At 38.1% G+C, this 24321-nt stretch carries 26 protein-coding genes; 5 read left to right on the top strand and 21 right to left on the bottom strand.

Annotation, left to right across the window (positions count from 1 at the left end; genetic code table 11):
- Positions 1 to 106: 106 nt before the first annotated feature.
- The 7 genes from ccsA to LZ480_RS04585 all read right to left on the bottom strand — a co-directional run bounded on the left by ccsA (position 107) and on the right by LZ480_RS04585 (position 6864).
- Positions 107 to 1291 carry a cytochrome c biogenesis protein CcsA gene (ccsA, locus tag LZ480_RS04615; RefSeq protein WP_241368202.1) on the bottom strand — a complete coding sequence of 395 codons (1185 nt, stop codon included), beginning with the start codon at positions 1289 to 1291 and terminating at the stop codon, positions 107 to 109.
- Positions 1288 to 2946, bottom strand: coding sequence for a cytochrome c biogenesis protein ResB (locus LZ480_RS04610; protein WP_241368201.1), 1659 nt, complete (start codon positions 2944 to 2946; stop codon positions 1288 to 1290). The genes ccsA and LZ480_RS04610 overlap by 4 nt, the downstream gene beginning before the upstream one ends.
- Before the next feature lie 13 nt (positions 2947 to 2959).
- The gene (resA, locus tag LZ480_RS04605) at positions 2960 to 3493 is read right to left on the bottom strand and encodes a thiol-disulfide oxidoreductase ResA (RefSeq protein WP_241368200.1); all 534 of its coding nucleotides are present in this window, start codon (positions 3491 to 3493) and stop codon (positions 2960 to 2962) included.
- Between the two features lie 105 nt (positions 3494 to 3598).
- The gene (locus tag LZ480_RS04600; RefSeq protein WP_241368199.1) at positions 3599 to 4342 is read right to left on the bottom strand and encodes a pseudouridine synthase; all 744 of its coding nucleotides are present in this window, start codon (positions 4340 to 4342) and stop codon (positions 3599 to 3601) included.
- Between the two features lie 189 nt (positions 4343 to 4531).
- Positions 4532 to 5512 carry a D-alanyl-D-alanine carboxypeptidase family protein gene (locus LZ480_RS04595; RefSeq protein WP_241368198.1) on the bottom strand — a complete coding sequence of 327 codons (981 nt, stop codon included), beginning with the start codon at positions 5510 to 5512 and terminating at the stop codon, positions 4532 to 4534.
- Between the two features lie 13 nt (positions 5513 to 5525).
- Positions 5526 to 6113, bottom strand: coding sequence for an SMC-Scp complex subunit ScpB (gene scpB / locus LZ480_RS04590; RefSeq protein ID WP_241368197.1), 588 nt, complete (start codon positions 6111 to 6113; stop codon positions 5526 to 5528).
- Positions 6082 to 6864: a segregation/condensation protein A gene (locus LZ480_RS04585; protein WP_241368196.1), complete on the bottom strand. Its 783-nt coding sequence runs from the start codon at positions 6862 to 6864 to the stop codon at positions 6082 to 6084. The genes scpB and LZ480_RS04585 overlap by 32 nt, the downstream gene beginning before the upstream one ends.
- A 189-nt stretch (positions 6865 to 7053) precedes the next feature.
- On the opposite strand from LZ480_RS04585, the gene LZ480_RS04580 reads away from it, so the two are divergent.
- Positions 7054 to 7578, top strand: a complete 525-nt coding sequence (locus LZ480_RS04580) for a DUF309 domain-containing protein (protein WP_241368195.1) — start codon at positions 7054 to 7056, stop codon at positions 7576 to 7578.
- Positions 7579 to 7637: 59 nt separating this feature from the next.
- On the opposite strand, the gene LZ480_RS04575 is transcribed toward LZ480_RS04580, so the two are convergent.
- The 10 genes from LZ480_RS04575 to xerD all read right to left on the bottom strand — a co-directional run bounded on the left by LZ480_RS04575 (position 7638) and on the right by xerD (position 18478).
- Positions 7638 to 8003 (bottom strand): GNAT family N-acetyltransferase, encoded by a 366-nt coding sequence (locus tag LZ480_RS04575; RefSeq protein ID WP_241368194.1) that lies wholly within the window; start codon positions 8001 to 8003, stop codon positions 7638 to 7640.
- 216 nt (positions 8004 to 8219) lie between these two features.
- Positions 8220 to 9539 carry a diaminopimelate decarboxylase gene (gene lysA, locus LZ480_RS04570; RefSeq protein WP_241368193.1) on the bottom strand — a complete coding sequence of 440 codons (1320 nt, stop codon included), beginning with the start codon at positions 9537 to 9539 and terminating at the stop codon, positions 8220 to 8222.
- Positions 9540 to 9641: 102 nt separating this feature from the next.
- Entirely contained in the window at positions 9642 to 11084 is a 1443-nt protein-coding gene (locus LZ480_RS04565; protein ID WP_241368192.1) for a spore germination protein, read from the bottom strand.
- Between the two features lie 4 nt (positions 11085 to 11088).
- Complete coding sequence (locus LZ480_RS04560; RefSeq protein WP_241368191.1) at positions 11089 to 11859, bottom strand: SigF/SigG family RNA polymerase sporulation sigma factor; 771 nt, start codon at positions 11857 to 11859, stop codon at positions 11089 to 11091.
- A 13-nt stretch (positions 11860 to 11872) separates the two neighbouring features.
- Positions 11873 to 12313 (bottom strand): anti-sigma F factor, encoded by a 441-nt coding sequence (spoIIAB, locus tag LZ480_RS04555; protein WP_241368190.1) that lies wholly within the window; start codon positions 12311 to 12313, stop codon positions 11873 to 11875.
- A complete protein-coding gene (locus LZ480_RS04550) occupies positions 12298 to 12660 on the bottom strand; it encodes an STAS domain-containing protein (RefSeq protein WP_241368189.1) in 363 nt (120 codons plus the stop codon). The genes spoIIAB and LZ480_RS04550 overlap by 16 nt, the downstream gene beginning before the upstream one ends.
- A 409-nt stretch (positions 12661 to 13069) precedes the next feature.
- On the bottom strand, positions 13070 to 14827 hold the full coding sequence (locus LZ480_RS04545) for a SulP family inorganic anion transporter (protein ID WP_241368188.1): 1758 nt from the start codon (positions 14825 to 14827) through the stop codon (positions 13070 to 13072).
- 146 nt (positions 14828 to 14973) lie between these two features.
- The gene (locus LZ480_RS04540) at positions 14974 to 16278 is read right to left on the bottom strand and encodes a pyrimidine-nucleoside phosphorylase (protein ID WP_241368187.1); all 1305 of its coding nucleotides are present in this window, start codon (positions 16276 to 16278) and stop codon (positions 14974 to 14976) included.
- Positions 16279 to 16292: 14 nt separating this feature from the next.
- Positions 16293 to 17471 (bottom strand): phosphopentomutase, encoded by a 1179-nt coding sequence (gene deoB, locus LZ480_RS04535; protein WP_241368186.1) that lies wholly within the window; start codon positions 17469 to 17471, stop codon positions 16293 to 16295.
- Between the two features lie 104 nt (positions 17472 to 17575).
- Positions 17576 to 18478, bottom strand: coding sequence for a site-specific tyrosine recombinase XerD (gene xerD / locus LZ480_RS04530; protein ID WP_241368185.1), 903 nt, complete (start codon positions 18476 to 18478; stop codon positions 17576 to 17578).
- A gap of 228 nt (positions 18479 to 18706) precedes the next feature.
- On the opposite strand from xerD, the gene LZ480_RS04525 reads away from it, so the two are divergent.
- Both LZ480_RS04525 and LZ480_RS04520 read left to right on the top strand, forming a co-directional pair.
- The gene (locus tag LZ480_RS04525; protein ID WP_241368184.1) at positions 18707 to 19060 is read left to right on the top strand and encodes a MerR family transcriptional regulator; all 354 of its coding nucleotides are present in this window, start codon (positions 18707 to 18709) and stop codon (positions 19058 to 19060) included.
- Positions 19061 to 19096: 36 nt separating this feature from the next.
- Positions 19097 to 20416 carry a hemolysin family protein gene (locus LZ480_RS04520; RefSeq protein WP_241368183.1) on the top strand — a complete coding sequence of 440 codons (1320 nt, stop codon included), beginning with the start codon at positions 19097 to 19099 and terminating at the stop codon, positions 20414 to 20416.
- 268 nt (positions 20417 to 20684) lie between these two features.
- Here the strand turns inward: LZ480_RS04520 and fur are convergent, their stop codons facing one another.
- The 3 genes from fur to LZ480_RS04505 all read right to left on the bottom strand — a co-directional run bounded on the left by fur (position 20685) and on the right by LZ480_RS04505 (position 22323).
- The gene (gene fur, locus LZ480_RS04515) at positions 20685 to 21149 is read right to left on the bottom strand and encodes a ferric iron uptake transcriptional regulator (protein WP_241368182.1); all 465 of its coding nucleotides are present in this window, start codon (positions 21147 to 21149) and stop codon (positions 20685 to 20687) included.
- A gap of 65 nt (positions 21150 to 21214) precedes the next feature.
- Positions 21215 to 21724 (bottom strand): hypothetical protein, encoded by a 510-nt coding sequence (locus LZ480_RS04510; protein WP_241368181.1) that lies wholly within the window; start codon positions 21722 to 21724, stop codon positions 21215 to 21217.
- 59 nt (positions 21725 to 21783) lie between these two features.
- Positions 21784 to 22323, bottom strand: a complete 540-nt coding sequence (locus tag LZ480_RS04505; protein WP_241368180.1) for an NUDIX domain-containing protein — start codon at positions 22321 to 22323, stop codon at positions 21784 to 21786.
- An 88-nt stretch (positions 22324 to 22411) separates the two neighbouring features.
- On the opposite strand from LZ480_RS04505, the gene LZ480_RS04500 reads away from it, so the two are divergent.
- Together LZ480_RS04500 and LZ480_RS04495 are read left to right on the top strand one after the other, a co-directional pair.
- Positions 22412 to 23302 carry an aldo/keto reductase gene (locus LZ480_RS04500; protein WP_241368179.1) on the top strand — a complete coding sequence of 297 codons (891 nt, stop codon included), beginning with the start codon at positions 22412 to 22414 and terminating at the stop codon, positions 23300 to 23302.
- The gene (locus LZ480_RS04495; RefSeq protein WP_241368178.1) at positions 23299 to 23775 is read left to right on the top strand and encodes a VanZ family protein; all 477 of its coding nucleotides are present in this window, start codon (positions 23299 to 23301) and stop codon (positions 23773 to 23775) included. Before LZ480_RS04500 ends, LZ480_RS04495 begins: the two co-directional genes overlap by 4 nt.
- 291 nt (positions 23776 to 24066) lie before the next feature.
- Here LZ480_RS04495 and LZ480_RS04490 read toward each other — a convergent pair whose 3' ends face one another.
- Entirely contained in the window at positions 24067 to 24321 is a 255-nt protein-coding gene (locus LZ480_RS04490; RefSeq protein WP_241368177.1) for a YqkE family protein, read from the bottom strand.

Below are 24321 nucleotides of genomic sequence, written 5' to 3'. Positions count from 1 at the left end.
AAAACTCTGTTTCTCTTTTCTATTGTACCTGTTCAAATAGCAATTGAAAAGAAAAGCTCAACCAAACAAGGAAGAACTTTTCTAAAAATACGATATTTTGTTAAATTTATGCGTAAGAGTGTAAACCAGCAATTACTAAGTTTACAACAACTAAGTTAAAGATAATAATTACGAACCCAATTACTGTTAACCAAGCTGTCTTTTTTCCTTCCCAACCCTTTGAAAGACGTAGGTGTAAGAAGGCTGCATAGAATAACCACGTAATAAGCGCCCATACTTCTTTTGGGTCCCAACCCCAGAAACGCCCCCAAGCTTTTTGTGCCCAAATCATTGCGAAAATCAGTGCACCAAGTGTAAATATCGGGAAAGCAATTAAAATCGCGCGATAGGCAATTTCGTCTAATAAAGTAGAATTCACACGTCTCACTAATGGTTGTAGCATGGTTGCTACTTTTTTACGGAAGATTAAACGAATTAATCCGTATAAAATCGTACCAAAAAGAACAGACCAAACTACTGATGTTAATTTACGCGCATCAATTAATGCAGGTAATTCTACAAGGGGTGTCATTTTATTTTCTGTCAGCTCTTTATATTCGTTCATCCCAAATAATGCTGGCATATTATAGGTTGTTGTACTTACATTATCTAAAGTATCAACGTATTCAAATTCCGCTTTGTAATCCATAGCTGTAAATGTAATCGTCGCAACGATAAAACCTACTACAAGCACACAGCAGAACATCACCGTTTCTAACCAAAAGCTCTCTCTTGATTTTTTCGACATGTCTACATTTTTTAGTAAGTATGCTAACCCAGCAACTGCACTAATCGCGAAAATCGATTGTCCAAATGCTGCCGTAATTACGTGAATCGTTAACCAATGACTTTGTAGTGACGGTACAAGTGGACTTACTTCACTTGGGAACATCGCCGCATACCCAATGATTAACAAAGCAATCGGAAGCGCAACAACCCCTAGTACAGAAACTTTATACATAAAGTAAATTATAATAAACGACAGAACAATAAACATACCAAATGCCGTTGTAAACTCAAACATATTACTTACAGGGGCATGTCCTGTATATATCCAACGTGTAATGAAATAACCTAATTGCGCTACAAAACCAATGATTGTTAGGACGATTGCAAATTTACCATACTTGTCTGCACGACTTGCCGCAGTATCATTTTTTTCTTTAATCGAACCCGCAAATGCAAATGTCCCGATTAAATAGCAAATGAACGCAACGTACAACAAGTTACCGCTTAAATCGATTAAACTCATGAGGTTTTACCTTCCTTTTCTGTTTCAGCCTTTTCAATATTGTCTAGTTCATGTTGGTCAATATATTGTGGTAAATGTGCATGGCTCGTTAGCGCATCTAAATCCTTTTTGATGCCAAACCAGTTTTTATTTGTATGTGCAGCTAAACGGATCGTTCCATCTTCAAACTGCTCTATCCAAATACGACGGTGATTCCAATATGAACCAATCGCTACACCAATCATGAAAATAATACCCCCCACAAATAACATCGGTATTGTTTTATCATGGCGAACCATTAAGCCCGACATATTACGCATTTCTACATTCGAAAACTTCATTTTGTACATATTTTCCCCATCCGGCTCAAGCGTTTGCTGTATCGCTACAAAGCTTGTTTCTCCATCTGGCGTTTCAGGCGTAATCATTTTGAAAATGAACGCTGGGTTATTTGGAGTTTGTGTCGCTGTTTGCGGTACGCCCTCTTTAAAGCCTGAGAAGTCAGGGTAGTAGCCCATTAAGCGTACCTTTGCACCATTTCCTAAATCGTACTCATCTTGCGGGTTTGTTAAATCGATGCTAATCTGACCAAGCGATTCTTGAGTTGCTTTATTCGATAAATCAAAAATCATCGTTTTTAACTCATTTAAACGGTAATCCATTTGATATACTCCATATCCATCATGCTTTAATGGGTGATTGACACGGATTTCATAAGACTTCACTTCTTGTAAATTATCAGCTTGTCCAGGAACCGCGTCATCAGCTTGCTTGTACAAGGTAACATTTGTTTGATAGTTTTTCGCCATCGTATTAATACCTTGCTTTAGTTGCTCACCTTGCGGATCATTGTCATACGTTTCTAAAATGAATTTATCATTTTTCAAGAAATAACCGTCCATACCTGGAATTGCACGTGTTTCGCCCTCACGTAGCCACATGGATTCATCAACGTAAAAGCCTGGTACTAAATGCAGCATAACTCCAACTATAAAGACGATTAAGCCGACGTGATTGACATAGGCACCGTAACGAGAGAAACGGCCCTTTTCAGCCATGACTGCGTTATCTTCACGGCGTACTTTGTATTTTAAATTTTTTAATTTTTGTTCAACTAGTTCTAATGTCTGCTCTTGTTGCCCAGTAGCAACACCGTTTGCAACTACTCGCTGACGCCTCATGAAATTAATATGTCGTTTTACTCGTTGATTTTTTAAAGATTTATGTAACGGGAAACCACGGTCAATACTGGCAATAATTATGGACACACCTAACATTAATACAAGTATTTGGAACCATAGGGATGAATAAAGATCCGATAAACCTAACGCATAGTAAATTTCACCGAACCAACCATAAACATCTGAGTAGTACTGCTTTTTTTCCGCGTCTGTTGCGACACTAATGTAAAACTCCTGCGGTAAAATCGTACCAATCGATGCTGCTATTAAATTGATGATAATGAGTGCAATCCCTACTTTAACACTCGAAAAGAAATTCCAAATTTTATCAATAATTGACTTGTTATAAGTTTTTGAACGAATGGCTGTACCTTCATAGCGCATGTCTGCAATTTTTTTGCTTTTTTCCTCTTCCGTTAAAGGAGAACCGCATTTTTGACAGAGATTCGTGCCTTCTGAATTTTCATGCCCGCATTCACAAAGTATTTTATTCATTGCGTAAAAACTCCTATTCCGGCTTTATTGATTCTAAATATTGAATGATTTCTACCTCGCTCATTTCACCTGTTATTATTCGGTCAATCGTACCATCTGGTTTAATAAAAATCGAAGTTGGTAGTGGGCCGATATTATAGGCAGTGAATACACTTTTTGTTTTATCGATAGCAACCGGGAATGTCATGCCCATATTCGTCACATATTTGCTTACTTCAAATTCAGATTGCGCAAAGTTCACAGCAATTATTTCTACACCTTGCTTTTTAAATGACTCGTATTGACGTTCCATTGCAGGAAACTCTCGTTCACAAGGCTCACACCATGTACCCCAGAAATTTAGTAACACACCCTGACCTTTATATTCCTTTAAGCGATGTTTTTCACCATTTAAATCGACCACTTCAAAGTCCGGTGCCTCAGCACCAGCTGTAATCAGTTCTATTTTATCTTTCGTTACGGCGGCATAAATAGTATATCCAATGGCTAAAGCTAAAATTGCAAGAATCACACCGCGCATAATCGAACGCTTTTTCTTTTGTTCCAAATAGAAAACCTCCTTCCTTTTTCGCAACTACTGTTTGTAATTATAGCAAATTATTACAAAATTAAAATTGCTTTATTTTGAATCCTTTATGAACGTTTCCACTACCTATCTATTGGAATCAATTTTACCAGTTTCAGCTAATACGCGTAATAATTTTACTTCGTGCTTCGTTAACTGACGGTATTCACCTGGTGAAAGACCTGTTAAATCTAGGAATGCGAAGCGCTCACGTTTTAATTTCACAACTGGTGTACCAATTGCTTCGAACATACGACGTACTTGGCGGTTACGGCCTTCGTGAATGGTAATTTCACAAATCGCTTTGCCTGCTTTTTCATCGAAGCTTGTCATACTTACTTTCGCTGGTGCCGTTTTACCATCTTCAAGCTTAACTCCGCCCTGTAGCTTCATTAACCCTTGCTTCGTTGGTACACCCTTAACACGCGCGATATACGTTTTATCAATTTTGAATTTTGGGTGCGTCATTAGGTTTGAGAACTCCCCATCATTCGTTAATAATAGTAAGCCTGTTGTATCGTAATCTAAACGACCAACTGGGAAAATACGTTGATGTACATGCTTTTTGAAAATATCTGTTACTGTTTTACGACCTTTGTCATCCGTGACAGCCGAAATATAGCCACGTGGTTTATAGAGCAAGAAGTACACTTTGTCTTCTTTTTCTAATTTCACGCCTTCTACTTCGATATCATCCGAATTCGAAACTTTTGTCCCAAGTTCTTTAATAACTTTTCCGTTTACCTTTACTTTACCTTCTAAAATTAATTGCTCTGCTTTACGACGTGATGCTACACCTGCGTATGCAATCACTTTCTGTAATCGTTCCATAAGTTCACCTCATTGATTGATAGTTCGCAAATAACGCAAGCTTCACAGCGTACGTATTCACAGTTTTTACGTTTTTGATTATGTCATACTTCGTTATATTAGAAAAGAGAATATGCTATATTTGATTACATCTTGTCGATTGCATATCGAAAGTTAAGCATCTAAATTCATCTTAATAATTTGTACACCCTAACGCGTCTTAATTTGTACAAGTTTTGATGCGACGACACGATCACCTTCAAATACGCGCCAAGCTGCTCGCTTTGACTCAGGATGCCTAGATACAAGAAGTATGTGCTGAAGCTTAGGGTGCTCTCCTTTTCTTAAAAGCATTTGGATTGGTTCTTCAACCGAAACGGACAGGCCATTCGTTTTGTAAATACCTTTTTTTACAATAACTTCATTCGAAAAATTTGCATCTATATAATTAGCCAATTCCTTGTGAATATGCCAATCATTCCCTTCATTTAATGTGACGACCACAAATGATTTTTGTTCCCGTTTAAAAAAAGTAGCAAGTGTGCGGCTTGCTACTTTTGTATACCCTGTTTTTCCAGCGATTGCCCCAACATCTTCGTGAAGTAAGCGATGCTTGTTTTTCCACGTCATTCCTTGCGAAAAAACTTTTGTTGAGGCAACTTTTTGAAATTCCTCATTTTGCATTGCGATTTGTAACATTTTTGCTGTATCATAGGCAGACGATAAATGCTTATCATCATGTAAGCCCGTTGGATTGGTGAAATAGGTGTTTGTAAGTTGATGCAATTTTGCCTTTTCATTCATTAAATAGACGAAGCCTTCAATAGAGCCTCCTACATGCTCGGCTAATGCAGTTGCTGCGTCATTGCCTGATTGCATCATAAGGCCATGTACTAAATAGTCGATTGTATAGGTTTGTCCCTGTTCTAAATAAATTGAAGAACCCTCCACTGAAGCTGCCCGACTTGAAACATACACTAAATCCGTTAACTCACTACGTTCCAGTACGATTAAAGCCGTCCAAATTTTTGTTAAGCTTGCTATTGGTAAGCGCTCGTGTTCATTTTGTCCGACCAATGTACGACCATTTTCGGCATCAATAACTACATAACTTGCATAGGCAGCATTTACTTGATTTGAATGAAAGCCAACAAACAGAATAATTACTAAACTCACTATCCATTTTTTCAACGGACCACTCCTTTTAATTTTGATTAAATGTTTCCTGGAATTTCGTTAAAAATAAATCAGTCGGTTGTTCATCATCTGCATCCACATCTTCTGGCAATGGTGGAAGCTCATTAATATTTTTTAAGCCAAAGTAATTTAAAAATTCCTTCGTTGTACCATATAAAATCGCACGGCCTGTTCCTTCTGCTCGACCTACTTCTTGCACTAATGCTCGGGATACAAGCGTCGCAATTGGTCGCTCACTTTTTACCCCACGTATATCTTCTACTTCTGCACGAGTAATCGGCTGCTTGTACGCAATAATTGAAAGTACTTCTAAGGAAGCTGCCGTTAATACTTGGTTGGTCGGGTTTTCAATTAATCTTTTTAATGTATCAGCTACTTCCGGTTTTGTTGTAAGTTGGTAGGTACCCGCAAGCTCTTTTAATGTGATGCCGCGTGATTCTTCGTCATCATATTGTGATTGTAGCTCGCTTAACCCTGCTTCAATATCCATTATTTCCACTTCAATATATTGTGCAAGCTGTTTTGCTGTCATACCTTCATCGCCTGCCACGAATAATAATGCCTCAATTCGGCTCAATAATTTGTTCGAGTTCATCGTCAATCTCCTCCTTCTTTAGCAATACAGATAAATCATCAAAGTTATTTTCTTGTTCTACAAAAACAACTTGACGTTTCATCAGCTCCAGTAATGTTAAAAATGTCAGTACAAGCATTGGTTTGTCATCTGATTCGAATAACTGTGAAAACAACATTTTCCCACCTGATTGCTTTAAAATATTGACGACCGTATGCATTTGTTCTTTTACTGAAATTTCCTGACGTGCTATTCTTGTTGATAATGGTTTTTTCAACTGTTTGCGACGCAATAACTTTTGGAATGCGCTTAACATATCGTATACATTGACATTTGTATCGAATAATGTCATTTGCTCTTTCGGCATATAATCCGATAAATCAGCAGGAGCTTTTGTAAATACTTGCCCACGTTCACTTTCAAGTTCTTGTAATTGGACTGCTGCTTCCTTATACTTTTTATACTCGATTAAACGTGCTACTAATTCGTCACGTGGATCCATTTCATCGACTTCGAATTCTTCTGCATCTATTTCGCCCTCATTAATCGGAATGAGCGTGCGACTTTTAATAGCAAGTAATGTTGCCGCCATAACTAAGTATTCGCTTGCTTCATTTAGCTCAAGCGTTTGCATCGCATGGATATGGTCAATATATTGTTCCGTCAGCTCTGCCATTGGAATATCATATATATCAATTTCCAGGCGGTTAATTAAATGTAACAATAAATCCAGTGGCCCACTAAAAGCCTCTAGCTTTACTTCATAAGACATATTCAAGTCACCTATCTTTTAAAATTGGATTAATTGTATAATTAAACATACGAGTATCGTTAATAGATTTCGAAGCTCAAAACACACCATACATTATAATTATTTGATACATGCTATACTAAAATTTACAGTTATCATTGGTATCATTTGTTTTAATCCATCATTAAGTATATTCGAAAGGAGTCCACAATGCATCCTTTGTTTCACCCACTGTTTATTGAGTACTGTGCTTATTTTAATGGCAATGAGGACTATTTTGAATGCCATGAAGTATTAGAAGAATATTGGAAGGAAGTCGCACCTGGTGAAAAACTTCACTCACTTGTAGGCTATGTCCAGCTTGCTACAGGTATGTATCATTGGCGTCGCGAAAATTTCAATGGCGCCGATCGGATATTTCAAAAAGCGATCAACAATTTTAAAAGCAATAAAAATTCACCATATTTTGATTATGTCTACTTTGAACAATTGATAGCGGACATGCAGCTACAACATAAACGTATAACAGCTCACGAAAAGTTCACGCGTATTAAAATTCCGATTAACCATCCAGAGCTTCACATAGCTGTGCTTGATAAAATCATAGCAACACCACCACTTGACCCACACTTCCTACTTAATAAACATATGCTACGTGACCGTTCCGATATTATCGCTTTGCGTGAAGTGAATAAGTTAAAAAACACAAATGATAAAACATCAAGGAACCAATAGGAAAATGAAAAAGATGAAATGGCCTATGTACCATTTCATCTTTTTATATTGAAGCAAAGTTAATTATCTGCTTCGTTATTTAATATAGGTTTACACTTTTGAACAAATGAATGTGTCTCATCATTGGCAACAATTTTGTCATAGCCCATTTCTTTAAGCTCTTGTAACATTTTTAAAGCTACACCTTCGCCACGATAAGATGGGATTACCGTAATATGTTGCAATGTTACTACATCGTTTTCTTCCACAATCCCGACAGCACCTACATATTCGTCATCCTTTTTCCACAAATACAATGTCCAATTCTCGTTTTGATCATATTGTTGAATGGTTTCCATTAAGCGTTTGATATCTTTTTCTTGTGGCATTAATGAAATTAATCCCATCGCAATTTTTTCAAGTGCTTTTTTATACCGAACTAACATTTTCACATTCCCTCAATTCTACCATTGCAAATCCTATCAAAAGATAACAAGAAATGCAATAACACAATTTTCCAACGTTACAATGCGAGTGACAGTTTACTAATTTGACATTTTATTAACTAATGGACTAATTACGTAAATGAAAAGTAGAGACCACATAATAATACCTACTAACAGCCCCAAACCCCATTTCGCCTGCTTCGATAGTTTCAACGATTACTCACCCTTTTTTAATGTTAACGGTAGATCATTTACAACTAAATTTTCATAACTTTCACGTTGAATAGCTAATTGATGCTCCCCATTTTCTACAAATACTACTGCAGGACGTGGAACACGGTTGTAGTTTGATGCCATTGAATAGCCGTATGCCCCAGTACAGAACATTGCTAAAATATCACCTGTCTCCACCTTTTGTAAGGCAGCATCGATGATTAATTTATCACCTGATTCACAAAGCTTTCCTGCTACAGTATATGTACTTGTTTTTGCGTTGTTCGCTTTGTTCGCAATAACAGCCTCATATTTTGCATCATATAATGCTGGTCGGATATTATCGCTCATCCCACCATCAACCGCGATATATTCGCGCAAGCCAGGTACTGTTTTTTGCGAGCCAATTGTGTAAAGAGACGTTCCCGCATCTCCTACTAACGAACGGCCTGGCTCAATCCAAATTTCAGGCATTGTTAAGCTTAATTTTTCGCTTTCTGCTTGCACAGTTTTAATCATATCGGCTACATACTCATGAGGTTCAAGCGGCTTGTCTTCTGCTGTATAGCGAATACCAAAGCCGCCACCTAAGTTTAGTACTGTTGCTTCAAAGCCATGTTCTTGTTTCCAAACACCCATTTTTTGCATTACTTTGCCAGCCGCTAAGCTAAAACCCTCTGTTTCGAAAATTTGCGAACCGATATGACAGTGTAATCCTAAAAGGTTGATGAATTCATCATTAACAACTAGTTTAAATGCTTCATCTGCTTGACCGTTATTTAAGTCAAAGCCAAATTTCGAATCTGCTTGACCTGTTGTAATAAAGTCATGTGTATGTGCTTCAACACCAGGTGTCACACGTAATAATACGTTCATCTTTTGATTTTTTCTTTGCGCGATTTCTTTTATAACAGTGATTTCATAGAAATTATCTACTACGATACAGCCAATTTTCGTATCGAATGCTAACTCAAGTTCAGCAATCGATTTATTGTTACCGTGGAAGTGAATGCGTTCTGCTGGGAATCCTGCTTTAATGGCAGTAAATAATTCGCCTCCTGATACAACATCAAGCGATAAATTTTCTTGTGCAGCTAATTGATACACTGCTACACAAGCAAATGCTTTTGAAGCATATGCAACTTGTGCTGTTACACCTAATTTTTCAAATGTATCAATAAAGCCACGCGCGCGTTTTCGGATTAACGCAGTATCGTAAACGAATAAAGGAGTTCCATATTGTTTTGCTAACTCTACTGTGTCAACGCCACCAATCATTAAATTTCCTTGTTCGTTTACTTGTTGTGTACCATAAAAATGCATGTCATTCTCCCCTAACTACGATTAGTCGCACTAATATTCATAAAAATCACAAAATATTATATGAGAACTTTAACATAGGAAAGTGTGTCATGCAATGTGCGTTCATGCGCGTTTTCGCTGTTTAGCACCAATGATATATGGTCGCAACGCGTCATCTGACATTGGAAAGCGAATAAACACTCGTAAGAATGCTTTAGGGAAGAATGGAACAAGCGGCCATAAATAAGGGACTTTCATCGGTTTTAATGCGCATAAATACGTGAATATCGCAAAAATTCCAATAAAAAATCCATTTATTCCAAATAGTGCTGTTACCGAAAGTAGCAATAAACGGAATACCTTCACCGAAATACTTAATTCATAATTGGGTATTGCAAACGTAAATATCGCACTAATGGCCGTGTATAGTACCACTTCACTAGAAAATAATCCAACATCAATTGCAATTTGACCAATTATAATCCCAGCAATTAAACCCATTGCGGTCGATAATGGCGTCGGGGTGTGAATAGCAGCTATTCGCAAAAATTCAATCCCGGTATCTGCTATCATAAGTTGCAAAAATAGCGGTACTTCACTTTTATCACTAATACCTATATACGATAATTGTTCAGGTATTATATGCTCATTTGTTATGAGCAAGTACCAAAATGGTAATAGTAAAAAACTTAATAGCACTGCTCCAAAACGTAATAAACGCATCATCGTGCCAATTAGAGGTGCTTGGCGATATTCCTCGGCATGCTGTAATAAATGAAACATCGTCACTGGCATAAGCATAACTGAAGGAGATGTATCCACAATAATCGCAATATGCCCTTCTAATAAATGTGCAGCAACAATATCAGGTCTTTCTGTGTAACGAACAAATGGTAGCGGATGGAATCTTTGCTTAAACAGCCATTCTTCTAAAGATTTATCACTCATCGTTAGACCATCATGCTTAATTTGTTGTAGTCGTTCGATAATCCATTGTAAGTGATCCTCATTCACCAAATCGCCCATATAAGCAATAACAACATCGGTTTGACCATAAGTTGACACACGGTGCATTTGATAGCGAAGCTCTGTACTGCGAATACGCCGACGAATAAGCGCTACATTTTGGATGACATTTTCTGCGAAGCCGTCGCGAGAACCACGAATTACTTTTTCATTATCCGGTTCTTCTGGACTTCTGCCTGGATATTGGCGAAACTCCGCTAAAAATGCATAGCCACTCAACGTGATAAATCCTATTCGGCCACTTAAAATACCTAGTAGAAAATCATCAATTGATGTTACTGGTTCTTTATCGTGATAGTTAAAATGCTCTTCAAAATAGACATTTTCATCATCTATTTCTTCATCATATTCCCTTTGCAAATTCGCTAACAATTTGGTCAAGCTGTCTCCGTTTACTAATCCACTAATATAAACTGTCAGTGTCGGGAGATTTTTGATTGTAATTTCTTTTACGCATACGTCAAAAGTGTGATCCGTGTCAAAGCGTGATTCTAAGAATCCTTTTGCAATCTCTTTTGATGTAAATAGTTGATTCTTCATTTTTTCACCGCTTACTTGATAGTGGTAGTTCTATCCATGTTTTTAATTGTGCTAAAATCTTTTTTTCCAAACGTGATACTTGCACTTGTGAAATACCGAGCCTGTCCGCAATTTCCGTCTGTGTTAAATCTAAATAATAGCGGAAATAGATAATCGATTGTTCTCGTTTTCCTAAACGTTTCAATAAATCTTTGAGCGTAATATAATCAAAAGCAAGCTGCGATTTATCGTCACGCATTTGATCCATAAGCGTAATCGAATCCCCATCATTTTCAAACAATTGATCGTGTAGGCTCGCTGGGTCACGCATTGCATCTGTAGCCATTAAAATCTCATCCGGTGATACTTGTAAAATCGCAGCGAGCTCCGCAATTGACGGTGATTTTTCATTTGTTTTTAAATATTCATCCGTCGCATGACGAATTTTAAAATTAAGCTCGCGTATTGAACGACTAACTTTCACCATTCCGTCATCTCGTAAAAAACGTTGAATTTCCCCGATAATCATCGGTACGGCATAGGTCGAAAATTTTACCTCATAGGATAAATCAAACTTATCTACAGATTTCATAAGCCCTATACAGCCAATTTGAAATAAATCTTCAAGCTCTACACCTCTTGAAGCAAAGCGCTGTACAATTGACCACACGAGCCTCGTATTGCCTTCAATCATCCGTTTTCTGGCCTCTGTATCCCCTTCTTGAGACATTGCGATAAGCTCACGCATATGTGCTTGTGTTAATAACGTTTCAGATGACTGTTCGATACTCTCCACCCCCCTATAGTCGTTACGTCACAAATGCTTGTAGTGGGGAAATTTGCTTTGTAAAAGTGATAATTGTTCCTTCACCAAGCGTTGATTCGATTTGTAAAAAATCAGCAAAACTTTCCATAATCGTAAAGCCCATGCCTGAACGTTCTAACTCTGGTTTTGTAGTATATAATGGCTCGCGTGCTTGCTCAATGTTGGCAATTCCACAGCCCTCATCCTTAATTGCCACACTAATTTCTGCACCAAAGCGCGTGGCATGCACTGTAATCATGCCGTTTGGATTATTTGCATAGCCATGAATAATCGCATTCGATACTGCCTCTGATACGATTGTCTTGCATTCAGACAGTTCTTCAACGGTCGGATCTAATTGCGCCATAAAGCTTGTTACCGCAATACGTGCCAAGCTTTCATTTTCACTACGCGCTAAAAATGTAAGTGTCATTTCGTTATCCATTGAAAATCCCCCTTGCTACGTAAAATGACCTGTTCCTCTGTCGCAAAGCATATAAATTTTGATAACCCTGAAAATTGAAAGATTTTTTGCATTGTTGGTGATGGGTTAAGCAGCATTGTTTCTCCATCTACTGCCCTTAGTTCACGCATTCGCCCTAGTACTAATCCAATTCCTGCGCTATCCATAAACTGCAAATGCTCTAAGTTCCAAACAAGCAGCCGTACATCTCCTTGCAAAATCGCATTCGAAATATCTCCGCGTATTTTTTCGGTTTGATGATGATCGAGCTCTCCATAAAGCTTCACAATTAATAGCTGATTCGGGTACATTGTTACATTAAAATTCATACATGCCGCCTCCTTCTAGCTTCGATATTCGGCAACTGAAGTCGTTTTCCTATCACGTTGACAAAACAAGTGCAAGTTCGCTATAAGTAGTGGATTTACGACAGCTAGATGCAGTATAGGTAAAAATTCTATGTTTTAATCATTTTCGGTTAGAAAAACACAACTCGCGCAAAATAGCGCGAGTTGATGTCTTTTCTTATGTGGGTTACACTAAAAAACTCATACTTTTTTATCCACCAAACAAAAAAAACAACTGTCTGAAAAAGGATGCTACCCTTTTAGACAGTTGCTTCGATCGCCTCGGCGTAATTGCGTCCAGATTTTTTTCGAGCTTGCCCGAAAAACTCCTCAAAAAATCTGTGACACAATAACTTGCTTCAACCAGGGTTTTAACCCCTGCTAAAACAAGTTATATGGTTGTTTCTATAAGTTGTTTTGGTTGTTCTAATTGCTCACCATTTGCAAGTTGCTGACATTCATGAAACGCAAAATGCTTACAGCCAAAGCATTTATTTTGATTAATAATTGAAATGGCTTCAGAAATTGCCTCACCAGTTGATGCATAAAAATGATGCGCACCAATCAATTCAAGTAATCCGTTGCGTTCAAGCATGATTTGTAAACTTGGCTGTACTCCACTTACAAGTATCATCCCACCATTGTTTTGGAAATCACGTACGATGCTTCGGAAATATTCCTCACCGGTTGAATCAATATAAGGTACCTTTCCTAAGCGCATTATAAATACTGCTGGTCGATAATGAAGTGTATTTAATATTGATTGTTCAAACGTTTGAGCCGCGCCAAAAAATAATGGTCCATCAATTGTATAAACACTAATTTGCGGACAATCATGTGTATCTGACACCATTTGCGATTGCAACTTCCCACCACGCTCTTCTAAATTCGGTAGCACCTTTGTTACCGTTAGCATATCACTCATTCGTTTCGCAAATAGGATAACCGCTAAAATTAAGCCTACCTGCACCGCAAATGTTAAGCTCGTAAATACCGTTAATAAAAACGTAATAATAAGTACAAGCGAATCCCCTGATTTGAGCTTTACAATATGTAAAAAATGATGACGTTCACTCATATTCCATGCCACCATCATTAGCACCGGTGCTAAACTCGCAAGTGGGATATGCACGGCAAGCGGTGCGAGCAATACTAATGTTAACAGTACAAATACCCCGTGGATGATGCCGGACATTGGTGAAGTTGCGCCTGTTTTAATATTTGTAGCCGTACGTGCAATCGCACCAGTCGCAGGAATCCCCCCGAATAACGGCGTCACAATATTAGCAACTCCCTGTCCGATTAGTTCACGATTACTATTATGCTTACTGTTTGTCATTCCATCTGCGACAACAGCCGATAATAATGACTCAATCCCGCCAAGCATAGCAATAACAAATGCAGGACCAATTAACAAATAGATTCGTTCAAATGTAATTTCAGGTATTTGAAAATGCGGTAACGTATTTGGTATTTCACCATATGTGGAGCCGATTGTCGCTACTTGTCCTTGTAAAAACAGTACTGCAATAATAGTAGACACAATAATGCCCACAAGCGCACCTGGAACTTTTGGTAATAGGCGAGGTGTTAGTAAAATAAGCGCAAGGCTAATTCCCCCTACAAGCACACTATAATAATTGAATGTGCTCATGTTTGAAGCAATTTCTAGCACATTCATATGAAACTTTTCATGCTGTTGCATATTCGATAGACCAAAAAAATTACCAACTTGTCCGGTGAAAATGATGACCGCAATCCCTGCTGTAAAGCCAACTGTCACAGGTCTCGGAATGAACTTTATGAGTGTGCCAAGCTTAAATACACCCATTAAAACAAGCATAACCCCCGCCATGAGTCCAGCAATCAGCAAATTTTCATAGCCATAGACGAGCACAATCCCAAGTAAAACCGGAACAAAGGCACCAGTTGGCCCACCTATTTGGTATTTTGATCCACCTAATAGCGATATTAATATCCCTGCAATTATCGCGGTGTATATGCCATATTCGGGTTTTACTCCTGATGCAATTGCAAAAGACATCGCCAGTGGAATTGCGATAATCCCAACAATTGTTCCCGAAATTAAATCCTTTTTAAAATGTGCAAATGTATACCCCTCAAATCTCCCCGACCACTTCAATTGCATAAGACCCCTTCTTTACAAATTAATGATTAAAACAGAAAATATTATTCATAAAACAGTATTAATATACACATTTTATCACATTTAAAATTTTTTCAAAGAGCAAAAAAGCTTACTGCGAAATTTCTTCGCAATAAGCTTTTTTTAAACTACTCTGTAATAATCGCTTCGATTAATTTTGGTGCTGCTACCTTGTCAGCAGAAATGTGGAAATGCGCATAGATTTTTTCTAATACGTCTTCTACATTTTCAGTGTTGGCATGAATCGTCATTAATGACTCCCCTTGTGCCACTTGGTCACCTACTTTTTTGTGCAGTACTAAACCAACCGCTAAATCGATTTCAGATTCTTTCGTTGCACGACCTGCACCAAGTAGCATCGCAGCTGTGCCGATATCATCTGCTTCGATTTTTGCAACATAGCCAGCTTGTTTTGCCGGTACATCAATTTTGAATTTTGCTTGTGGTAAACGAGATGGATCGTCTACTACGGAAGCATCGCCACCTTGAGCAGCGATGAATTTTTTTAACACTTCTAATGCTGCGCCGTTCGCTACAACATCTTCGAGCATTTTGCGTGCTTCTTCAATTGTTTCAGCTTTACCGCCAACAACAACCATTTGAGCACCTAATGTATAGCAAAGCTCGTTTAAGTCTGCTGGACCGTTACCTTTTAACGTATCGATGGCTTCTTGAACTTCAAGTGCGTTACCGATTGCAAAGCCTAATGGTTGGCTCATATCTGAAATAATGGCCATTGTTTTACGTCCAATATTGTTTCCGATTTTCACCATTGCTTGTGCAAGTTTGATTGAATCTTCCACTGTTTTCATGAATGCACCGTCACCTGTTTTCACATCAAGAACGATAGCATCTGCGCCAGCTGCAATTTTTTTCGACATAATAGAACCAGCGATTAAAGGAATACTTGAAACGGTACCAGTAACATCTCGTAAGGCGTATAGCTTTTTATCAGCAGGCGTTAAGTTACCAGATTGTCCGATAACCGCCATGCCAATTTCATTTACTTGTTTCGAGAACTGTTCGCTCGATAATTCAACATGGAACCCTTCAATTGATTCTAATTTATCAATCGTACCACCTGTATGACCTAAACCACGACCACTCATTTTCGCAACTGGAACACCGACTGCTGCTACCATTGCTGCAAGTGGTAAAGTTGTTGTATCACCTACCCCGCCAGTTGAGTGCTTGTCTACTTTCACACCAGCAATTGAAGATAGATCGATTTGGTCGCCTGATTCTACCATTGCCATTGTTAAGTCCGCGCGTTCACGATCAGTCATGTCTTTAAAATAAATCGCCATACATAAAGCACTTGCTTGATAATCGGGAATAGACCCATCTGTATAGCCCTCTACAAAAAAGCGAATTTCCTGTGTAGATAGTTCTTCGCCATTACGCTTTTTTTCAATAATGTCAACCATTCTCATGTTGATTTTCCCCCTTATTTCAACTCATTTAAGAAGCTCTTTCCGAATTCCGGTGCAGCGATGTTGAAGTTTGCTGCAACTGTTGCTGCGATATCTGCGAATGTTTCGCGTAATGGTAATTCAGCACCTTGTTTAAAGCGTGGTGAGTATACGATTAACGGAACATATTCACGGGTATGGTCTGTACCAGGGAAAGTTGGGTCATTGCCGTGGTCAGCCGTAATTATTAATAAATCATCTTCAGATAATGCTTCAAGCACTTCTGGTAAACGACGGTCAAACTCTTCTAACGCTTCGCCATAACCGATTGGATCACGACGGTGGCCGAAATTTGCATCGAAATCTACTAGGTTTAAGAAGCTCAACCCATGGAAGTCTCGACGAACGACATCCGCCATTTTGTCCATTCCGTCTGTATTATTTTTCGTACGAATGGCTTCTGTGACACCATCACCATTAAAGATGTCTGAAATTTTACCGATTGCAATAACATCTAAACCTTCATCTTTCATTTCAGCCATCGTTGTGCGACCAAATGGCGTTAACGCATAATCATGACGATTCGAAGTACGTGTAAAGTTCCCTGGCTCCCCTATGAATGGACGTGCAATAACGCGACCCACTAAAAATTTTGGATCTAATGTTAATTCACGTGCGATTTCACAAATTTTATATAATTCATCTACTGGAATAATTTCCTCGTGAGCCGCAATTTGTAAGACTGGATCCGCCGATGTATAAACAATAATTGCACCAGTTTCCATATGTTCTTTCGCATAATCATCGATCACTGCTGTACCGCTGTACGGTAAATTACAAAGTACTTTGCGTCCTGTAGCTGCTTCTAGTTTTGTAATTAGCTCTTGTGGGAAGCCTTCAGGGTATACTTTAAATGGCTTGTCGATGTTTAAGCCCATGATTTCCCAATGCCCTGTCATTGTATCTTTCCCAACAGAAGCTTCTTGCATCATACCGTAATAAGCAGATGGTGATTCGCTTTTTGCGATTCCTTGTAGCTCACGAATGTTCGATAAGCCCATTTTCTCCATTGTTGGCATGTTTAAGCCGTTCATTTTTTCTGCGATATGTCCTAATGTATGTGAGCCAACGTCACCAAATTTGTCTGCATCTGGTGCTTCACCAATGCCTACTGAGTCCATTACGATTACATGTATTTTTTTAAAAGGTTGCATTATACTGTTCACTCCTCTTTCTACACTCTTATTTTACATAATAACTTGCAACAAATAAAGGTCAGACATCCGATTTTGAAAAGGTTTTCATTAATTTCTATGCTTTATGCCCTCGGATGGAATTGTTTGTATACTTCAGATAATCTTGTTTTACTTACATGCGTGTAAATTTGCGTTGTGGAAATATCGGAATGTCCTAATAATTCCTGTACCGCACGTAGGTCTGCTCCATTTTCAATTAAATGGGTCGCAAATGAATGACGCAGCACGTGAGGTGTAATTTCTTTTGTGATATCTGCCGTCTGTGCATGTTCTTTTATAATTTTCCAGCAGCCCTGTCTAGTGAATCGTTTCCCTCTTTGTGTAATAAAAAACGCATCATTTTTCGGGGCATTTCCGAGCAGTTGCGGTCTTGCCTCATTTAAATAATTGGTACATGCTGTAAGTGCACCACGCCCTAGTGGAATAATTCGTTCCTTACCCCCTTTACCAAATACACGCACAAATCCCATCGTAATATGCACATCCTCAAGATTTAATGCAATCAGTTCACTAATCCGCATACCTGAGCCATACATCATCTCTAAAATCGCAATATCTCGTATTCCTTGAGGCTTTTCAATTGATGGTGCTGAAATGAGTGCATCAATATCTTCTATTGAAAGAACTTTCGGTAAAGTATGTTCTTTTTTTGGCATTTCTAGATGCACCGTCGGATCTTGGTCACATACTTTTTCACGCAATAAAAATTGGTGAAATGAACGAATTGATGAAATTTGTCGCGAAACGGTTTTACTTGATTTTCCTACTGCACGCATACTATCTAAATACAATAAAATATTATCGCGTAGCACTTGATTGAAGTCAGCAAGCTTTTGCTCATGAAACAAATGACGCGCATAAGATACTAAATCTCTTTTATAAGATTGCAATGTATTGTCTGATAATTGGCGTTCTACTTTTATAAAATGAAGGTAATCATCAATTGGATCTTTCAATGCTTGCATATTTATCGCCTCACTTACTATTTAGTCTTATTATTTTAACACTTTCCAATTATTTAAGCGCCGCATAAATTCATCTTGAAACTGTTTATCTACCAAAAATTTTCCACCGTAATGTTTATTTTACAATTTGAATATTATACGTTATCCTTACAAGTATAACGTTTTGGATAGGAGTGATAACTTGGGATCGACAAATTAAAAATTGGTGAACTTGCCTCTGCGACAGGTGTGACAAAACGAACTATCGATTATTATACAAATTTAAATCTGCTTACTGTAGAGCGTTCGGCGTCCAATTATCGCTACTACGATAAAACAATGATCGAACGTATTCATTGGATTGAACAGCAAAAACAACAAGGTAAATGTTTAGAAGAAATTCATAAAATGCTATTACCTACAGAGGATACACCAGAAGAAATCGATGTTCAGGACATCCGTCTACAAATGCGCAAGCTTGAGCACGACGTCACGATTTTAATGGAGCATCTTGATGACACAGAGCGCAAAAAATTGCGTAAAAAAGTGTCACCTGAAAGTGTTGCACTTATGCAATCACTATTATTAATTTTAAATAACTAGGAGGTGAACGTTCTACTTCGTGAGTAGAACGCTTGTTTGACCACAGTCATTAACTTAATCATTTTCGCGGTATTAATCGCTTTGACAGCCTTTTTCGTTGCAACTGAGTTTGCGATTGTAAAAGTCCGTCAATCTCGTATTGATCAGCTTGTTGCTGAAGGAAAAACCGGCTCATTGGCAGCCAAAAATGTGACAACTCATTTGGACGAATATTTATCAGCGTGTCAGTTAGGGATTACTGTAACAGCACTTGGTATTGGTATGGTCGGGGAATCAACGTTTGAGTTTATTTTACATCCGCTGTTTGACGCAATCGGTATTCCTACTGACTATGTACATTGGTTTACATTAGGTGGCGCATTTTTCCTTGCAACATTTTTCCACGTAGTTGTTGGTGAATTAGCACCAAAAACAATTGCCATTCAAAAAGCTGAAGCGATTACATTAGCATTTGCAAAACCAATTCAATTATTCTATAAACTGATGTTCCCATTAATTTGGCTACTAAATGGTTCTGCTAGACTTTTATTAAAAGCATTCGGCATGCAACCAGCAAGTGAGCATGAACTATCTCACACAGAAGAAGAATTGCGTTTGCTGTTATCTGAAAGCTACAAATCTGGCGAAATTAACATGACCGAATTAAAATATGTAAACAACGTATTTGAGTTCGATGACAAGATCGCACGTGAAATTATGGTACCACGTACTGATATCGTTGGCTTTGAAGTAACGGCAACTTTTGAAGAGGTTTTAACGCAAATTTCAGAAGAACGCTACACTCGTTACCCAGTTTACGACGGTGACCGCGACAATATTTTAGGTTTTTTAAATATTAAAGACTTCCTAACGTTAGGAATGAACAATCGTATTGTTTCTGCATCTTTTAAACTAGAAGACTATATCAATCCAATGATTCGTATTATAGAAACGACACCAATTCAAAACTTACTACAAATTATGCAAAAGAAACGTATTCATATTGCGATTTTGTTAGATGAATATGGTGGAACTAGTGGTATGGTAACAGTAGAAGATATTTTAGAAGAGCTTGTTGGAGAAATTCGCGATGAGTTTGACGATGATGAAATCCCAGACATTCGTAAAATTGGTGATGACCATTACTTAATTTATTCGAAAGTGTTAGTTGACGATGTTCGTAAGTTGTTACACTTAGATATTGAAGATCCTAATATCGATACAATCGGTGGTTGGTACTTTTCGAACATGCCTGAACTACACTCGGACGAATCATTTATATTCGAAAACTATGAATTTAAAATCCACGAGATTGATGGATTACAAATTCAATATTTAGATGTGAAAAAACTTCATGACGTTTTAGAACTGTTATAAATTTTTTTCACCTATTCCCTGCTAACAATATTTAAGCAGAAAAAAAGGCTGCGCGAAAAGTAAATACTTCTCGCGCATTTCTTCGTTCGTGTATTAATTATCCGCTGCAGGCGGTGCTTCTGCGGTGGTCGAAATAGGAACGAATGCTAAAACCGTCACATCGTGTGACAACGTATTCATGACCAGCATCGTGCTGGCCTCCATCCTCAGCGCAAAGGAGGTGTCCCAGAATCACTTCTCGGACACCCCCTTTTTTGATCATAGATTACTATTTGTCTTCTCCAGAGTCATCACTATTATCGTGACAACGCCAACAAATTCCATGGAATGTTAGGCGGTGATCTTTAATCATAAAGTTCCAGCGTTTTTCCACGATTGCTTCTACATCTTCTAATAAATCTTCTTGAATTTCATCTACTGCGCCACATTCGATACAAACTAAATGGTGGTGGAAATGCTTTGCACCTTCCTGACGTAAATCATAACGAGATACACCATCACCAAAGTTAATTTTATCGACGATTTTCAGCTCTGTTAGAAGCTCTAACGTACGATACACTGTTGCTAAACCAATTTCAGGTGCTTTTTCTTTTACTAATAAGTAAACATCTTCAGCACTTAAATGATCTTCCTCATGCTCAAGTAATACCGCTACTGTCGCTTCTCGCTGTGGCGTCAGCTTATAGCTCGCACTATGCAGTTGCTTTTTAATTCGATCAATTCGGCTCTCCATATGTGACGCCCTCCTAAACTCACTCCATTATACCAAATGTCTAAATCTTATTACAAGACAATGATTTATTTAAATAAGTAAGTTATTGCGAAATTTTCTAAAGCCCCTATCAAAACAAACACAAATAATAAAATAAGCACTCTATTATAAGGTAATGTCCGTTTAAGTGCCCTACTAGATTGTTGGCGTTTCATCACTTCATAAAGCATGATTAGTAAAATACCATACAACAACTGAAACGGAAACCACCAATACGCGTACATTTTTATAGAATCATGCTGCACTAATAAAAAAACAGAGCTCAGTCCTAAAAATGTCATTTTTATAGCAATAAAAATGAGTGCTATTTTTGCTAAATATTGATGTGTTGAAAAGAATAATACAATAATTATGCTCACAAGAAAAGGAACTACATTCCAAAAGATTGTAGGCTTTTCCAATGATAACAATCGTTGATCAAAAATTGTAATCACTTGCTTGATTTGAGCCATTTCAAATAGTTGATAACACAATACACCACATATAAAACATATGACAATCATCGATGTGTATTGAATTGTTAAATAATTTCGCACACAGACCGCCCCCTTGTCCATACAACTTATGCAGATTGACAGACGGTATGCATTATTTTTTATTGTTGTAATTTCATCCAAAGAATTGCAAAGGCCGTTTTGGCATCATAAATGCGCTCATCTGCGACCATTGCCTCAGCCTCTTGTACGGTAACTTCCATTAACTCAACAAATTCATCTTCATCGAGCTCTGCTGCGACTTCTAATTTTGTTAAATTTTTTGCAACATAAATATGAATAATTTCGTCTGCAAAACCAGGAGAGGTTGCAAACGCTTGGACAAATGTTAGGTCGTCTGTTGTATAGCCTGTCTCTTCTTCTAGTTCGCGACGTGCTGTCATAATTGGCATCTCGCCCTTTTCGAGCTTGCCTGCTGGAATTTCGATAATGGAACGCTCTAATGCTTTTCGATATTGTTCCACTAGAAGTAATTTATTATCCTCAGTAATCGCAATGACTGCAACTGCGCCTGGATGATTTATAATTTCTCGCTTTGATGTAGCCCCGTTTGGCAATGTCACATCATCCACCTTTAATGAAATTACTTTCCCATTAAAAATAGGAGTTGATTGGATTGTGCGCTCTTCAAACTTATTCATCATATCGCCTCCACTTGTTCTGCAACTTGTTTTCATTGTACCATTAGAAATGGAAATTCTAAAATAAAGAAATGATAGAGGTGTTCCAATGAAAAATCGTACTTTAGGAAATAGCGCAATCAAAATTTCAGAAGTCAGTCTAGGCTGTATGTCTCTTCCTCCTATCGCTCAGGAAGCCAAGCAAGTCATTGATACCGCAATCGATGCAGGTATTAATTATTTTGATACAGCTGATTTATATGACCGTGGAGAAAATGAAAAGGTTGTAGGTGAAGCATTGAAAGCGCACCGTAACAACATTATTATAGCAACAAAAGTAGGTAATCGCTGGCAAGACGGCAAGGATAGCTGGTGCTGGGATACGTCAGCAAGCTATATTAACAAGGCTGTGCGAGATAGCTTACGTCGCTTGCAAACAGATTATATTGACGTCTATCAGCTACATGGCGGCACACTAGATGATAATTGGGAAGAAATTATCGATACATTTGAAGGGTTAAAAAAAGAAGGGTTAATTCGTGAATACGGGATTTCATCAATTCGTCCTAACGTTTTCGTACCATTTTTACAAAATAGCGCTGCGATAAGCAATATGATGCAATTTAACATTCTTGATGAGCGTGCAAGTGAGTTTTTCGAGCAAATCGAGCAGAATGGAGCTTCTGTAGTGACGCGCGGCTCTGTCGCAAAAGGGCTCTTAACAAATGAATGGCGTAAACGCTTAAAACCATTTATGAGCTACGATGAAGCACAGGCAACATTACTTTTAGAAAAAATTGAAGCACTTTACGGAGATGTACATGCAGCGGCAATTGCGTTTAACTTGCAATATAGTGCAGTTAGTTCAACCGTTATTGGTGCTCGTACGATACAGCAATTGCAGCAAAACTTAGCAGCGTATGAAAAAGCTCAATCAATCGACAATATCTATCAATTGGCTCATTATACGCGTCAGGACCGTTATACGGATCACCGATGAGAAAATCGATTTTTTTCGTAGTGACTGGTTTGATTGTTGTCGCCATCATGTCGAACATGAGTTACGAACAGCAATCACTTCTTCCCTTCCTGCAAGATGTTTTACAGGATAAACCGTTAGAGCATTGGCTTAGTCAGCTCCAGTTTCATTATTGGGGTAGCATTGTTTCCGTTGAGACGAAAGGTTATTTTAAATTTGTTGAATTTTTGATTCGTAAAGGTACTCATTTCTTTGGGTACGGGCTTTTAGCACTAATTTTATTTAGCTTTTACAATCGGTTAAAATGGCGATTTCCAATGATACTTAGCTTTATAAGCGTTGTGGTCATTGCAAGTTTAGATGAATATCGCCAAAGCATGATACCTGGACGAATAGGTGTTGTGGATGATGTTATGTTAGACGCGAGTGGCGCATTGACATTTTTACTCATCGCAAAACTCATTCTTGTTATGTATCATTATGTAAAAAGGTAGCGCTGATTTTTTTCAGCACTACCTTTTTTTGGCCCATCACCATAAATCGTGTGAGATTTCCATTACGGGTCGGACGCTTTCCGTGGGCACGGCCTTACACGAACGTCTCAGGCGTCGTGCTCCTGTCGCTTTGCTTTCGTCGCAAATAGACATTTGCTGTTCCCGTAGGAAGCTTTGCTCTGTAGCGAAAGGCGTTAGCCGTCAGCTACACTCGCCTCCCCTTCATTCCAATCAACTTGCATACCTATTACAAATTGTCACCCCTATAATTTGGCGATAATCCTTTTTTCGTTAAAATTTCGAGCCTTGGTCACCGAATTGGTTTAATAATTCTTCAAAGCTCATATTTTTTTCGCGTTGCTTTTTCTCGAACTTCGCTTTTGCAATACGTTCTTCCTCTTTTGCTTGCTCATCGGCAACCATTTCCTGCTTCGCCGCTTTTAATTTTGCTAGTACATCTCCACCTAGTTGATCGGCTAATGTTGCAGCTTTTTCTTTTGGTAATTCAAATTCTGAAGTTTGACGTTGTTGTTTCTTTTTTGCCAT

The sequence above is a fragment of the Solibacillus palustris genome (assembly GCF_022549215.1).
In the GTDB taxonomy this organism is placed as follows: domain Bacteria; phylum Bacillota; class Bacilli; order Bacillales_A; family Planococcaceae; genus Solibacillus; species Solibacillus daqui.
The sequence above is the reverse complement of the archived record's forward strand: the minus strand, read 5'-3'. Positions and strand labels throughout refer to the sequence as shown.